This window comes from Prodigiosinella aquatilis, from assembly GCA_030388725.1.
Classification (GTDB): domain Bacteria; phylum Pseudomonadota; class Gammaproteobacteria; order Enterobacterales; family Enterobacteriaceae; genus Prodigiosinella; species Prodigiosinella aquatilis.
Genome location: CP128857.1, coordinates 1081064 through 1095684, shown reverse-complemented (window position 1 = coordinate 1095684; position 14621 = coordinate 1081064). Strand labels below are relative to the sequence as shown.

General features: G+C 46.3%; 11 protein-coding genes and 3 pseudogenes. 5 read left to right on the top strand and 9 right to left on the bottom strand.

What is annotated here, in order from left to right; all coding sequences use genetic code 11:
• Positions 1-871 precede the first annotated feature (871 nt).
• The 3 genes and pseudogenes from PCO85_05115 to PCO85_05105 all read right to left on the bottom strand — a co-directional run bounded on the left by PCO85_05115 (position 872) and on the right by PCO85_05105 (position 4893).
• Positions 872-1123 (bottom strand): annotated as a pseudogene (locus PCO85_05115) (cytochrome b/b6 domain-containing protein).
• A gap of 92 nt (positions 1124-1215) precedes the next feature.
• Positions 1216-2841: a condensation domain-containing protein gene (locus PCO85_05110; protein WJV54815.1), complete on the bottom strand. Its 1626-nt coding sequence runs from the start codon at positions 2839-2841 to the stop codon at positions 1216-1218.
• Between the two features lie 6 nt (positions 2842-2847).
• Complete coding sequence (locus tag PCO85_05105) at positions 2848-4893, bottom strand: AMP-binding protein (protein WJV54814.1); 2046 nt, start codon at positions 4891-4893, stop codon at positions 2848-2850.
• A gap of 331 nt (positions 4894-5224) precedes the next feature.
• Between PCO85_05105 and PCO85_05100 the strand changes: the two genes are divergently transcribed.
• The 4 genes and pseudogenes from PCO85_05100 to PCO85_05085 all read left to right on the top strand — a co-directional run bounded on the left by PCO85_05100 (position 5225) and on the right by PCO85_05085 (position 9102).
• Positions 5225-6433, top strand: a complete 1209-nt coding sequence (locus PCO85_05100; protein ID WJV54813.1) for an AAA family ATPase — start codon at positions 5225-5227, stop codon at positions 6431-6433.
• Positions 6434-6942: 509 nt separating this feature from the next.
• Positions 6943-7836 (top strand): annotated as a pseudogene (locus PCO85_05095) (nitrilase-related carbon-nitrogen hydrolase).
• Positions 7837-8513: 677 nt separating this feature from the next.
• Positions 8514-8609 (top strand): acyl-homoserine-lactone synthase, encoded by a 96-nt coding sequence (locus PCO85_05090; protein WJV54812.1) that lies wholly within the window; start codon positions 8514-8516, stop codon positions 8607-8609.
• Between the two features lie 16 nt (positions 8610-8625).
• Positions 8626-9102, top strand: a complete 477-nt coding sequence (locus tag PCO85_05085; protein ID WJV54811.1) for an acyl-homoserine-lactone synthase — start codon at positions 8626-8628, stop codon at positions 9100-9102.
• On the opposite strand, the gene PCO85_05080 is transcribed toward PCO85_05085, so the two are convergent.
• From PCO85_05080 to PCO85_05055, 6 genes and pseudogenes are all read right to left on the bottom strand, one after another.
• The gene (locus PCO85_05080; GenBank protein WJV54810.1) at positions 9019-9762 is read right to left on the bottom strand and encodes a LuxR family transcriptional regulator; all 744 of its coding nucleotides are present in this window, start codon (positions 9760-9762) and stop codon (positions 9019-9021) included. The genes PCO85_05085 and PCO85_05080 overlap by 84 nt on opposite strands.
• A gap of 1241 nt (positions 9763-11003) precedes the next feature.
• A pseudogene (locus PCO85_05075) lies at positions 11004-11093 on the bottom strand (hypothetical protein).
• A 42-nt stretch (positions 11094-11135) separates the two neighbouring features.
• Positions 11136-11681 carry an isopentenyl-diphosphate Delta-isomerase gene (idi, locus tag PCO85_05070; GenBank protein ID WJV54809.1) on the bottom strand — a complete coding sequence of 182 codons (546 nt, stop codon included), beginning with the start codon at positions 11679-11681 and terminating at the stop codon, positions 11136-11138.
• Positions 11682-11732: 51 nt separating this feature from the next.
• A complete protein-coding gene (locus PCO85_05065) occupies positions 11733-11963 on the bottom strand; it encodes a non-oxidative hydroxyarylic acid decarboxylases subunit D (GenBank protein ID WJV54808.1) in 231 nt (76 codons plus the stop codon).
• A gap of 11 nt (positions 11964-11974) precedes the next feature.
• Entirely contained in the window at positions 11975-13402 is a 1428-nt protein-coding gene (locus PCO85_05060; protein ID WJV54807.1) for a non-oxidative hydroxyarylic acid decarboxylases subunit C, read from the bottom strand.
• A 2-nt stretch (positions 13403-13404) separates the two neighbouring features.
• Complete coding sequence (locus PCO85_05055; protein ID WJV54806.1) at positions 13405-14004, bottom strand: non-oxidative hydroxyarylic acid decarboxylases subunit B; 600 nt, start codon at positions 14002-14004, stop codon at positions 13405-13407.
• Positions 14005-14203: 199 nt separating this feature from the next.
• On the opposite strand from PCO85_05055, the gene PCO85_05050 reads away from it, so the two are divergent.
• The gene (locus tag PCO85_05050) at positions 14204-14617 is read left to right on the top strand and encodes a MarR family transcriptional regulator (protein WJV54805.1); all 414 of its coding nucleotides are present in this window, start codon (positions 14204-14206) and stop codon (positions 14615-14617) included.
• The last annotated feature ends 4 nt before the right edge of the window (positions 14618-14621 follow it).

The following is a 14621-nucleotide window of genomic DNA, read 5'->3' as shown; positions in this document are numbered from 1 at the left end:
TCGCAATCGTCCTAGTATACCATAAGATCCTACTGTAGGATAATTGTCTGACAAAAATGGATGCCTATTAGAAAGTTACTCGGATATTTTATTCTATGAAAATGAGCGTAATATACTGATTACGATTGTATCATAATACACGATTCCGCCTAACTAACATCAGCCAATAAATACCAGAGAGAAAAGAAAACTGGATAACCTGAATATGCCAGCATTCTACTTTCTCAAGACTGAATTGAATAAATTCGTTAGCGTGTTATGTTATTTCTTTCTTTTTGAAGGCCATCGTTGTTTAAATGCATGTGCATTTTTATCTGGTAAATAACAACAATATAGTTTATTTATAAACGGCAGGGCTGTAGGAAGAGTCTCACTCGTTTATCACAAAGTGAGACTAAAATTGACAGATTATTAACTATTCGTAATAATGGTAAAAATTTTCCCTGGTGTTGGCCAAAATGGCACCTGATCCTTTAAACGGGATCAGTTTTTTTATACTCAAAACACTTTATTCTTGTGCAGGAACAATAAAGTTTTTTATCAATGATTGATAGATAGACTAAAGTACAGTCTCACACTGTACTTTATTGGTAAAAGGTCTTCATTTCGTCTTCTTTTATGAATTAATAAGCTCGCTAATTCAGTGGCCCACCCGGTCACAGGGGGGACTTCCTTCTTGTCAGATACTGATCTGTCCTTGATTTAATACCCACCTTGTTTTCAAATCAGTCAACGAAAGCGAGGTCCCTATAGCAAGACAACAATATACCCCGAAGTTTAAGCGTCGAACCGTAGCATTACTGCTCGAAAGCGGCAAGTCCGTAGCCTATATGACACAGCAATTTGATATCAAAAAGAATATACTCTGCAACTAAAAAAATGCTGTTAATGGTTTTAAACTTTTGGATCCAGTGATCATTGGCAGTAAGGTCGAGGGAATCATTATCACCATCACCACAAGCACGATGACGAACAGGCCGATGCCGGACATGGCGAAAAAATGGACATAACGCGCCCGATCAAATCCGCCAAATACCATCACCAAATAGGATAGCTACACCGGTTTCCAGATCAACAAACTGGACAGAACCAACACGAGAGCACACAGTAGCACTAACAGATAAAACCCCTTTTATTACATTTTTATTTTGTTGGCACCATCGGCCAGTCGATCTCCGGCGCGGTAGTAATATTGAGGTGACTCAGCAGTACGACTTAGGTTTTCCAGTCGGTCAAGGCCACTTTTTCCCCGTCGGTTTCCAGTACCAGATCCACCGCGTAAGTGAGTTCCGCAATATGCTGCGGTCGCTGGCGCACGCGGCGCAGCAAAACGTCGGGGAAAGTCTCGTCAGAGAGCGGAGCATCCGTATGGTTAAAATCCACCAGCAGCTTCGTCTGCTGCTGCGCATTCAGCAGCGGCAAGCGGGCCACGACAGCGCTATCATCCGCCGCAGTCAGCGCTTCCAGAACCACCAGCCAGCTCTGCACCATATTGTCGATAGTGGCCGCGTCAAATAGCGCCGTGCTGTACTGAGCTCTCAGGCTCAGGGCGCTTTCTGTCTGCTGAATAAAGAAGAACAACTCAAAAAGAGAGTGACCACTTTCCACGATTTCAGTCACGGCTGAGGTGCCGTCAAAGCTAAGCTTCGGCTCCGGCGTACTGTTCAGGACGAAGGCGTGCTGGAAAAGCGGATGAAGATGCTGTTCACGCGGAATGTTAAGGTGTTTAACTAGTTTCTCAAAAGAGAGAGAGCGATTTTCCAGCGCCTCTTTTAGCACCTGCTTCACATGCGTAATAAGCGTCTTAACATCACCCTCTTTTGGCAACCTGGCTCTTAGCACCAAGGTATTAATCAAGGGTGCGACGGCGGTCAATAAGGCCGCCTTATTTCTGTCAGCGACCGACGAACCGATAATCAGGTCGCGCTGGCCAGTATAGCGGCTGAGAAGCAGATAAAAAGCGCTTAGCAAAATGGTGAATCTTGTCGTCTGATAGCGTTCCGCCATCTGATCCAGGCGCCTGATGGTGCGGCCAGGAATAGCGGCTTCAAGGGTAGCAGAGGGGTGGATCATTGAAGCGCGAGCCTGCCGATCCGTGGGGATATCCAGCCGCTCAAAATCGCGTAGCTGTTCAAGCCAATAGTTCAGGTAAGCCTGCTGCTCATTTTCGCCTGAAACGACAGTTGGTTGCGTATCCGGCGGCACTTCTGTTTCCGACAGGCACCAGGATTTATCACGCAGCGCGCAGCGATAATAGAGAGAGAGATCGCGAGCGATTAAATGCGCGGACCAGGCATCAAAGACGATATGGTGGAAAGCGATAACCAGCCAGTGACGATGATCATCACTCAACAAGGAAACGCGCAGCGGTGGTTCGTCAGCGATGTCAATAACCCTGGCGGCTTGCTGACGTACCCAGCACGCTACATCGTCGTCTGTCGCCTCCCCGTGACTCTTCCCCGTTTCTGCCAGCGTCGACTGAGCGATCTGTGCCAGCGGCTCTCCGGGAACGTACACCACCCGGTTGCCGCTAAGCTTAAAACGCGCCCGCAGGCTGGGATAACGTTGATACAGCGCCTGGAAAGCCCGCTCCAGCGCCGTTTTATCCAGCGGTCCCTGAATCGTGACTTTGACCACCTCATTAAACGCCGCCGACGCGCCGCACTGTTGCTCGACAAACCATATTCTCTGCTGGGCAGGGGACAGTGCACGCTCCACTCCCGACGCCGATTCTGGTTTGCACGCCGCGATTTTCCGCTGCGCCAATAGCCGCCGCAAAACTTTCAACTGTCCTGCTGACAGCGATTGAATCTTTTCCTTAAGAACGTCGTCATGTGCCATGAGCAGTTATACTTTTTTCAGTAGTTGATCGATTTCCGCCTCTGACATTTCATGCAGTTGGTCAAGCAAATGCTCTAACTGATGGTCATCAACGCCCTTACTCAACTCAGCGGCGATAATGTTCGCCAATCCGGTTACGGTTGGGTTATCTAAAACCCACTCCATCCTGATTTCTACGCCGAATTCCTGTTCCAGCCGTGCCGCCAGCTGCATAGAGGCAATGGAATCGCCGCCTAGCTCAAAAAACGAATCGTCGGCGTTAATGCTTTCCTGCTTCAGTATTTGCTGCGCAATATGCGCGATGCTGGTTTCAAGCCCAGCCCTAGGCGGGACGCTGCCCGATCCGCCTGAAAGCGGAACACCGCCCTGAAGCAAGCGGTGCAACGCTTGCTGACGCCACGCCGCGCCAACATCTTTACGCCTTATTTTTCCACTGGACGTCCGCAGCAGAGTGCCGGAACGCACCAGTGCAATATCAAACACGCGAATACCATGCTCGGCGGCCACCGCTTTACGGATAGCCGATATCGCCTGACGCAGCTGTTCGCTTTCTCTGGTACGGCTTTCTGCCACGATGATGACTTCGTCACACCCATCGACGTCGATCTGGACTACGGCACATGCCTGGGGCTTAAGGCTGTGATGGGATTTTTCGACCGTATATTCAATGTATTGCGGGGGATAGTTTTTACCGTTGACAATGATTAGATCGGACAACCGACCGGTGATAAACAGCTGTTCGTTCAGGACAAATCCAGCATCGCCAGTCTTGAAATAGCGCCCCGGATCGTCAGGCACCTTGCCATTAAATCGTTGCTGTAGCACCTGCCCCTTCGACCAGTATCCCTGCGCAACGCTTGATCCCGTGACCCATACCTCTCCGACGCGGCCTTCTTCCTTCGGCTGTCCGCTTTGCGGGCAGATAATTTTGATCGGCTGCGCGATGAGGCCAGAGGAGACCAGCTCCAGATCGCCATAAGGCGTCGCCTCGACCTCGCCACGAGCGAGCAAAAAAGCTTTATTGACGCGCAGGGTTACCGGCTCGGATGAGACTTCAGCCGCCGACACCATCAGAGTTGCTTCAGCCAGCCCATAGCAGGTCAGAAACGCAGAGTAACGAAAGCCTGTCGGTGCGAAAACGTCGGCAAAGTTACGCATAGTTACGGCGCGTAACGGCTCAGCACCGTTAAACGCTACCTTCCAGTTGGAAAGATCCAACGCCTCAATATGCTCCGGCTGACTTTTTTCCAAGCAGAGCTCATACGCAAAATTCGGGCCACCGCTGATAGTCGCTTTATAACGGCTAATCCCTTGCAGCCAGAGCATCGGCTGGCTAATAAAATTAATCGGCGCGGTAAAATTGCATTCGTAACCGATCACCAAAGGAGTCAATAAGCAACCGACCAAACCCATATCGTGGTAAGGGGGAAGCCAACTGAAAAGCACTGACTCGCTGGAAAGTTCGAAACGTTGCGCAATAAGCTGAAACTGACTGAGAAGATTTTCCCGACTGATGTTCACGCCTTTCGCATCGCCTGTAGAGCCGGACGTGTATTGAATAAAAGCCAGGTCTATGGGTTTGATATCAGGCGGAGGCCCGTTATCGGGCGCATCAATGACGGGGCTGTCAATTTCAATCACTGGAGGAGAGGAACCGGCGCCTAGCAATGTAACAAGCTGCTGTGTCTCCTCCAGAGAGAACCTGTCAACCAGCATAGCTTTGGGGGCGGCGTCATAGCAGACAGCATGAAAACGCGCTTTTGCCCGCCGCGAGTGGGGAAAGGGCACGGGAACAGCAACAGCGCCCGCAAAGAAACAGGCCAGCAGCGCCACGATAAACGCAATGCCTGGCTCGGCGATGACCAACACTCGCTCATGCGTCAGCTTTTGTTGGTGAAGACGGGCGGCCAACCCCTGAGCGCGTTGGGCAAGCTCCCCAAATGTGATGCTCTGCTGCACGTCCAGGTTTTTTGTTAAAAATCGGTAGGCCAGCTTATCAATGTGAGTAAAAAAACACCGATTGAAAGCGTTAGCCAAAGCGTCTCCAGCCATAAGCGTAATAATCCTTTAATAGTTATTTTGCCTTGTTACGAGTTTGTAATGCAACAAACCCGGAAAATACAATTTAACTTATTGATTAAATACAAATAAGATAAAAACACCCTTACAAATAATCAGGGGAACGCAATGATATACATAACAATTTTTTACATATTATCATCCTATTTAGCATAAAGTAAACATCACGTTCACTTATTGATTGTTAAGTGGTATTTTCTTTAAATCAGATTATTGAGACATGCGGCTGCGAGAGAAAGAGAGGGGGGAAGTCAGTGAACAAGGGTTTACCAGGCTGGTCGTCAAACAGGTATAGCGTCAGTGAATGGCGCGTTTACTTACATCACCTCAGCGGGAGTACGAAAACATGTTGATTTCCCTTTCCATCGCTAACTACCGCTCTATTTGCGATCTTACTATGCCGCTGGGCCGTCTGAACGTTATTACAGGTGAAAACGGCAGCGGGAAATCCAATCTGTATAAGGCACTGCGCCTGTTAGCTGAGACGGCAAAAGGCGGCGTGATTAACTCTCTGGCGGAAGAAGGTGGCCTGACATCCACCTACTGGGCTGGCCCGGAAATGCTCTCTCCCGGTATGCGCCGCGGTGATACGCCCATTGAAGGGGGGCGTCGTAACCATACGCTGCGCCTCAAGCTGGGGTTTGCCAGCGAAAGTTTTGGCTATGCGATTACGATGGGGCTGCCCACTCCGAGTAGCTCCGCCTTTTCACGCGATCCTGAAATTAAGATTGAGTCCATTTTTAACGGCCCCAGCTATCGTCTCGCCTCATCGCTGGTTGAACGCAAAGGCAACATGATCAAAATTCGTTCAGGACGGGAATGGCAGGTGGTTACGCAGCATGTTCCGGTCTATGACAGCATGTTCGATCAACTGGCCGATCCTGTCGCTGCCCCTGAGGTTTTCCATGTGCGCGAGATGATCCGTAACTGGCGCTTCTACGACCACTTTCGTACCGATAAAGATGCGCCGGCTCGCCAGGCGCAGCTAGGTACCCGCACCCCCGTGCTACATCAGGATGGACGAGATCTGGCGGCGGCGCTCCAGACAATTATGGAAATTGGTGACCGAGAGGCGCTTACCGTCGCCATTGATGATGCGTTTCCAGGCTGTCGGCTGGAAGTGCTAACTCACAATGACGGACGCTTTTCTCTAGCTTTTCACCAGAAAGGACTGCTCCGCCCCCTTTCAGCGACAGAGTTATCTGACGGCACATTACGATTTGTTCTCTGGGTCGCGGCGCTGCTAACGCCCCGCCCACCTGAGCTTATGGTGCTAAACGAGCCGGAAACCAGCTTGCATCCCGATCTGCTGCCAGCGCTTGCGCGACTAATCCTACAGGCATCACAGCATACGCAAATTTGGGTGATTTCGCATGCCAACCGCCTGGTTCATACACTCGCACAGGATCCCGAATGCCAAACGATTGAGCTGGAAAAAGAGCTGGGGCAAACCCGGATCAAAGGGCTAGGGATGCTGGATACCCCTTTATGGCACTGGCCGAATGAAAAATAGCGTCAATACTCAGAGCACAACATAGGCCACTGCGTGATCTGAACCTCAGCCGAAATTCAGGTCACTGAGTCTGGGCAATCAGACTTATTGGACCTTGTACATAATTCTGTGGTGCGACACAAGGTTGTTCCTGTGATTATTTCAGCCAGTATTCAGTAATTTATTAAGGTTAGCCCAAGAGCTCATATCCGGATATTGGCGGACACATTGTTGAGCATAAGTCTTCGACTTGTGAGCTTTTAAGCCCGCTTACAAGAAGAGCGAAGTGAGATGATCTTTATAAATGGGTTCTCGATGTTTGGGTACTCGTGATGCTGAAGGATTTATGAGTAATTTTGATACAAATAATTTAAATGTGAGTGTATGGAGTGCATATCAACATCTGTAGAAAATTATCGCGCAAACTATCATCTCTTTCGGGAAACCAGGCAACGCCAACCTGCCAGCTTGCATGTTTTCCTCTGATCTGAACGAGCTTCCCCTCCGATGGTAAAAAATGCCTTACACCCATTCGCAAAACAGCACTAGATGAGATCAAAATTCTCGCCTTTCCAGAAAGGCTACTGGCATGTACCAGATCTGAGCAGTGAAGACGTTTTAGCTCTGGTTGAGAGTATTGATGACAGTCCATCTTTAGCGCGAATAAGAAGCCTTGTGAATCAGTATGATATTGCAACAGGAGTGAGGTTCATTGAATTGGGAGCAGATGGAAATTTTTATAATTCATACGCTGTTTGCATGCCGGATGGCCAGATGCATGTTCACCGCGAACTTCATGCTTTTGAGCACCCGGACTTTGCCTGTGATAATCGATTCACTGTATTTGATACCCCCTGGGGAGTGAAAGTAGGTATTCTTATCTGCCGGGACAATAATCTGGTTGAAAACGTAAGGGCTACTGCACTTATGGAGGCTGATATCCTGATTGCTCCTCATCAAACTGGAGGGACAAACTCCCGTAGACACCGCATGGAATGAAGCCAATACCTGCTGAACTGTGGCAGAAGCGGTATGACAATCCTGAAGCATTGAGATCTGCATTGCCGAGAGATAGCGGACGTGAATGGCTTATATGCTGGCTCCCCTCCAGAGCTCATGATAATGGGATGTTTATTCTCTTCACTAATGACGTCGGGTTGGATCATGGAGAAGTACGCACCGGGAATGGCATGATTCTTGACCCATACGGACGAAATGTAGAAGAAACAGATTCATTTGAAGATACCATGATCAGCGCCGAACTGGATTTAAGTCTACCGGAAATGTCCACTGAAAGACGGTGGGTCCATGGTCAACGGCCTGAACTTTACGAGATACTGAATGAACATCAGGGTTACGAACGCGATGTCCGTAATACGAGGTTTTCAACCAAACCACCTTCTTTTGATAAATATAGTAACTAATTGATTAATTAAACATTACTTAAAATTCTGATAGCCTGATATTTAGCCTGGATTTATCATCCGGGCTTCTTGTATCTACGAGATTTTGCAACTGAAGAATAGTTCCTAGTCCTTACCCTGAGAATCGTTTGTCGTGTTGTTTTGAACTTGCAGTCAACTGCGCTGATACTTACCGACCCCATTGGAGTTTTTGATGGGGAATGGCATATATCCTGGCACTAGGGTCAGGCCAATCAATGACGTCCTTTCTCCAGTACGTCTGTGTGTTTCGAATGTCATTTCTGCCACGTCACCGAACGGTGACAGATATCGTCACATTGCTACTTCGTTTTTCATGAGCCTAAATGACTGATCACACAACCTTTCGTACTGACTGACAGCAAATTAAAAATATCATGGATGTAGGGGAGATAAATAAAGTTAATCATTAATAGTGACGTTAATGCTATGAAAATTGTTAATGAAGTATTGCTTCTTTTTCCAAACTTCATCTCTGATTTTAATTATTTGCTCTAAGAATAAAGAAGGGGGAGTTATTTATTTAAAATGAGTCTCGTTATGAAAACATTCTTGTCATGGGTTTTAAATTTACTTGTCACATAGGCTCTGATACAGTTACTCGCCGTGCCCTATGACAACATTGAAATATATTTTTATTATGGAGTTGTGAACAAAACATGGAATTTGATGTGTATGATAATAAAAACACCACGTATATCTTTGGCGTTTTTGAAGGGAGTATTATTTGCAATTTGCAATTTGCTGTTTATTGAAACAAGATTACCTAACATGATAATCGACACTTTCAAACCCTATTTTACTCAATTGCATTTACCGGAGGGTAATAATATTGAAGCCAGCCGTTTGTTTATTGATAAAGAGCGTATTAGGGCGCTTCACCTGCAACAACACCCGATCAGTTTACTTCTTTTTTTATCAATGATTAATTACGCAAGAAGTCTGGGCTATGAAGGTATTTACGCAATTGTCAGTCATCCGATGCTGATCATATTCCAATGCTCCGGTTGGCAAGTTTCTGTTGTTGAAAAAGGGCTTTCAGAGAAGCATCAGAATATTTATCTGATCCATATGCCTGTGGATGAGCATAACCAGCATCTATTGATAAAACACATCAACAAGAAATCACCCCTCTTAAATAACACATTAAACGCGTGGCCATTATCATTCTGTGTCAGGGAGAATCGGTCTGATCAGTTTCAGCTCGACCCCAAGCCTTATGGCATGTTTGGCATTGGTAACACCTAGTTTTTTGACAGCATTACCCACATGATATTTTACTGTGGTGAGTTTGATCCCCAAGATAAGAGCGATTTCTTGATAAGATTTCCCCATGCTTGCCCAGTAAAGTATTTCATTTTCACGCTTGGAAAGTATTTCTTTTTGGTTTTTTTTATTAAATTGATGGGTGTCATTGATTTCTTGATAAAGTGTTATCAGTTTTTCATGCGTTGTTAATAACAACATTTGCAGGTCATTTTTCTTGTCGACTATTATCTTTTCTATATCATCATCGCAGGACTTGTCCATGATGATAGACAGAACAACCAGGTTGTTATTATGGTCGTGAAGTACAAAGGTATACCCATTAATGACATCATAGTTTTTAGCCATATTAAAAATCTTGGGCATTTTTAATCCTGAGCTGATCATGATGTTTTCATCCCATAAAAAGGGGGTAAAACAGCATGATGCCGTGATCAGAACGGGATCGATGAATTGAAGGTTATTTTTAGTATAAAAATCAAACCATTTCATTCTGTTGGAAATGATGGCGAAATCATTCGGATTCTTTTTATTCATTATGGCATAAGCGTATTTGATATTGTTAAATACTTTTAAGTTTTTTTCCAAATAGTTTTTTATGGATATATTAATAGACGTATTATTAAAGAATGAATTAGACACCCAATTATCTCCTTGATAAAAACATATCGCAATCGTCCTAGTATACCATAAGATCCTACTGTAGGATAATTGTCTGACAAAAATGAATGCCTATTAGAAAGTTACTCGGATATTCTATTCTGTGAAAATGGGCATAATATATTGATTACGATTGTATCATAATACACGGTTCCGCCTAACTAACATCAGCCAATAAATACCAGAGAGAAAAGAAAGCTGGACAACCTGAATATGCCAGTATTCTACTTTCTCAAGACTGAATTGAATAAATTCGTTAGCGTGTTATGTTATTTCTTTCTTTTTGAAGGCCATCGTTGTTTAAATGCATGTGCATTTTTATCTGGTAAATAACAACAATATAGTTTATTTATAAACGGCAGGGCTGTAGGAAGAGTCTCACTCGTTTATCACAAAGTGAGACTAAAATTGACAGATTATTAGCTATTCGTAATAATGGTAAAAATTTTCCCTGGTGTTGGCCAAAATGGCACCTGATCCTTTAAACGGGATCAGTTTTTTTTATACTCAAAACACTTTATTCTTGTGCAGGAACAATAAAGTTTTTTATCAATGAATGATAGATAGACTAAAGTACAGTCTCACACTGTACTTTATTGGTAAAAGGTCTTCATTTCATCTTCTTTTATGAATTAATAAGCTCGCTAATTCAGTGGCCCACCCGGTCACAGAGGGGACTTCCTTCTTGTCAGATACTGATCTGTCCTTGATTTAATACCCACCTTGTTTTCAAATCAGTCAACGAAAGCGAGGTCCCTATAGCAAGACAACAATATACCCCAAAGTTTAAGCGCCGAGCCGTAACATTACTGCTCGAAAGCGGCAAGTCCGTAGCCTATATGACACAGCAATTTGATATCAAAAAGAATATACTCTGCAACTAAAAAAATGCTGTTAATGGTTTTAACCTTTTATTTTGCTAAGTGATACCGCAATATCATCAGGAATGTAGTGATCTGATCCTGATTGCAGCCAAAAGTTCGATTTATTTAACAAAACCCCCTTTTTACGAAATATCAAAAAAGCGTGGTTTCAAGACTGATTTCTTCCACACGGATGATCCCGGATATGTCAAAGCCTTCCACATCAACCTCGAACTCCTCACTAGACATATATTTCTGATTCAGAGTATGGGGATCACATCCGTCAGGAAGAGTAACAACCACGATAGGAAGTCACTAAGAAAATGCCTTATATGCCCATTTTGCACAGCAGTGGCTGAAAAATACGCTGAACATCAGCATTATCATCAACCCCTTACGACACTCCGGTATATATTCCGCCAGCAGCGTTACGCAGTTGGGCATTACTGCCCTTCGCTTAAGTGGAATTATTACCTGTAAGTTGCCAGTTGCTTATTTTATAAAATTCAGAAGGTTATCACGAATAGACGACTTATTTAGCTGTTTCACTATCCAAGGACTGAATACAAAAGGAGTGAGCTTTATTACCTCCAGGATATCCGGCAAGGCTATCCACTGATGTTCCATTACCTCGTCGGGATTGGGATGAACATCCGATACGGCATAAGCAGCGAACACAGGGCAATATTCATTTTCAACAATTCCCGAAGCATCCCGAAACATGTAGTGAAAATTATCGTCGATGATAGTTACATTGCTGACGTGCATATTCAGTTCATCACCGGTGCGACGTCGCACTGCATCCTCTGGTTTTTCCCCTGGTAGCGGATGACCGCACACGGAATTCGTCCAGACACCTGGCCAGGTTTGTTTATCTATTGCTCTGCGGGTGATGAGTAATTGGCGCTGATCATTGAATATATAGCTTGAAAAACCCAGGTGTAGCGGCGTTGACATGCTATGCACCTCGGTTTTTGCCATTTCTCCAATGACGTTGAAGGATGCGTCTAACAGTACGACGTTTTCTCTGTGAAGCATTCCAGTTACTCCTGTATAAAAACAGTGAGCATAATGCCCACTGGGAAATAATTATGACTTCGCTAAAAGAGGAGGAATGACCGGCACTTCAGGTGCGTTATCAATATCCTTCTGCGTCATACGAAAAGCCTCCGGATAATGTTCGCGCTGAGTCCGGCGTTCAGGTTCGGTATCGCGCCAGGTATACAAACAATGCTGGCATTGATATACCGTCCAAATACCGGTTACTGGCGATTTGGCCATGACGTCAATCTGTTCATCTGTACAACGTGGACATATCATACTTATTCTCCTTAATTACGATTGGCCAGAAGAGCGGTCAGTTTCTCCACCCAACGCACTGTTTCAGGCAGGTCTTTTACCGGCTGACTGTAATGTCCACGCATATCGGGTGCGACAGGTGTGGTGGCGTCAATGATCAGCTTGTCGGTGATACCTGCGGGGCTTGAGCCAGGATCGAGTTCCAACACCGACATGTTGGGTAGTTGCACCAAATCGCCCGCCGGATTCACTTTTGACGAGAGTGCCCACATGACCTGCGGCAGGTTAAACGGATCGACATCCTCATCCACCATGATTACCATTTTCACATAACCCAGACCGTGCGGCGTGGTCATCGCACGCAGTCCTACCGCCCGGGCAAAACCACCATAGCGTTTTTTGGTGGAGATAATCGCCAATAGACCGTGGGTATACATGGCATTAACTGCTTGTACTTCGGGGAATTCCGCTTTTAATTGCTGATAGAGAGGCACACAGGTTGCCGGCCCTATCAGATAATCAATTTCAGTCCAGGGCATGCCAAGATAAAGAGATTCAAAAATCGGCTTGGTGCGATATGAAACTTTATCGATACGCACCACCGCCATATTACGCCCCCCCGAGTAGTGGCCGGTGAATTCGCCAAAAGGCCCTTCAATTTCGCGTTTACGCCCTTCGATCACGCCTTCAAGAATGACTTCTGACCCCCAGGGCACATCGAAACCGGTCAGTGGAGCGGTAGCGATAGGATACGGGCGTTCACGTAACGCGCCAGCCATTTCATACTCCGACTGATCATATTTAAGGGGGGTGGCGCCCATCAGCGTGATAATAGGATCATTGCCCAAGGTAATCGCAATGGGCAAATCTTCACCCCGCTCTTCCGCTTTATGCAGATGCAAAGCGATATCATGCATCGGCACCGGCTGCAAACCCAGCTTACGTTTGCCTTTGACTTCCATGCGGTAGATACCCACATTCTGTTTGCCGAAGTGATTCGGATCGAGCGGATCACGGCTAACCACGCAGGCTTTGTCGAGATAGAAGCCACCATCGCCATCGTTCAATCTAAATAGCGGCAGAATGTCGAACAGATTAATGTCTTCACCGTCCATCACATTTTCCGCCCAGGCTGGGTTTTCGCGACGTTCCGGTGCCACTGGAAAATTATCCCAGCGACGGATGAATTCATCAATTTGCTGCTTCACTGGTGTGTTAAGGGGCAAACCCAGTGCGATAGCATGGTTTTGCCACGAACCAATGGTATTCATGACAACATGTGCATCCCTGAATCCACTGATGTTAGTGAATGAAAGTGCCGGCGCGCCTTCGCCGATACGTCCGGTGGCGTTCGCCGCCGCCGCGATATCGGGCTCGGCTTGCACCTCTTCGCTGATGTTGAGCAATTGCCCCTGCTCATCCAGCGCCTTTAAATAACTACGCAGATCATCAAATGCCATTTTTAATCCTCATGTCTCAGGTCATTATTCAGTTTTGAATCTCGCAACCCTTGCCAACGTTGCGCCTTGGGATAATCGAGGCCGAACTGATCGAGGACGCGTGCAACAATGTGGTCTGTCACATCCTCAATAGTTTCGGGATGGTTATAAAAAGCCGGCATAGGAGGGACTATCGCCACCCCCATGCGTGACAAGGCCAACATGTTTTCCAGATGAAGGGTGCTAAGAGGCGTTTCGCGGGGAACCAGGACAAGCTTACGTCCCTCTTTCAATACCACATCTGCAGCGCGTCCGACGAGGCCGTCGGCATAACCGGCACGGATACCAGCCAAGGTTTTCATACTGCAAGGAATAATGATCATACCGTCGGTATGAAAAGAGCCTGAAGAGATCGACGCAGCCTGGTTTGCCGGGCCGTGCACCACATTCGCCATATCGGCCACATCGCGGGTAGTGTAAGGTGTCTCAAGCTCAATAGTGGTTTTGGCCCACTTCGATATGACAAGATGGGTTTCAACCTGAGGTATCAATTTAAGCGCCTTTAGCAAGGCAATGCCTAGGGGTGCACCTGTCGCGCCGGTGATCCCAATAATTAGCCTCATGGCATTTCCTCCCGCACATTGTTCGTATAAGAACAAAATTCCACGATAGCCTGTTATCTCGCGACAAACAAGCTAGTCGTGAAAAAAAGTTCTTACACGAACTTTATGGCAATATTTTACTCAATCAGGCGGGTATTGCCGCAGCCACCACTTTTTGCGATGGTATGGCCACAGTTTGAATTGATGAAATCACGTTACAATGACAAAAGTTCTCGGAAATATCCCATTTCACCTGATGCGACAGCTTTTCCAGGAACATACTTCGCTATGGCAAAAATTACTGCCTGAACTCACTAAGCAACAATATGTCGTGCTCTGCGTCGTCGCCGAGCAGCCGGGAATTGAACAGATGGATTTGATTGATGCGGCGCTCAGCACCAAGGCCACGCTGGCTGAAATGCTAAAGAGGATGGAAAAAAAAGGTCTGTTAGTAAGACATCAACGTGACGATGACAAGCGCCGACGCTTTATCTTTCTGACCAACGAAGGGCTACGGGTATTGCAACGCGCCCGTCCGGTGGCCAACGATATTGACGCTGCGTTTCTGTCACGAATTTCTGCCAATCAACGCGATGACCTGGTATGTCTGCTACAGGCCATGTTGGATACTTAAGGAT

Bases quoted from the DNA above. Each gene is read 5' to 3' on its own strand.
- PCO85_05110 (WJV54815.1), bottom strand. From the start codon at position 2,841: ATGGCACATGACGACGTTCTTAAGGAAAAGATTCAATCGCTGTCAGCA.
- PCO85_05105 (WJV54814.1), bottom strand. From the start codon at position 4,893: ATGGCTGGAGACGCTTTGGCTAACGCTTTCAATCGGTGTTTTTTTACT.
- PCO85_05100 (WJV54813.1), top strand. From the start codon at position 5,225: ATGGCGCGTTTACTTACATCACCTCAGCGGGAGTACGAAAACATGTTG.
- PCO85_05090 (WJV54812.1), top strand. From the start codon at position 8,514: ATGGAATTTGATGTGTATGATAATAAAAACACCACGTATATCTTTGGC.
- PCO85_05085 (WJV54811.1), top strand. From the start codon at position 8,626: ATGATAATCGACACTTTCAAACCCTATTTTACTCAATTGCATTTACCG.
- idi (WJV54809.1), bottom strand. From the start codon at position 11,681: ATGCTTCACAGAGAAAACGTCGTACTGTTAGACGCATCCTTCAACGTC.
- PCO85_05065 (WJV54808.1), bottom strand. From the start codon at position 11,963: ATGATATGTCCACGTTGTACAGATGAACAGATTGACGTCATGGCCAAA.
- PCO85_05060 (WJV54807.1), bottom strand. From the start codon at position 13,402: ATGGCATTTGATGATCTGCGTAGTTATTTAAAGGCGCTGGATGAGCAG.
- PCO85_05055 (WJV54806.1), bottom strand. From the start codon at position 14,004: ATGAGGCTAATTATTGGGATCACCGGCGCGACAGGTGCACCCCTAGGC.
- PCO85_05050 (WJV54805.1), top strand. From the start codon at position 14,204: ATGACAAAAGTTCTCGGAAATATCCCATTTCACCTGATGCGACAGCTT.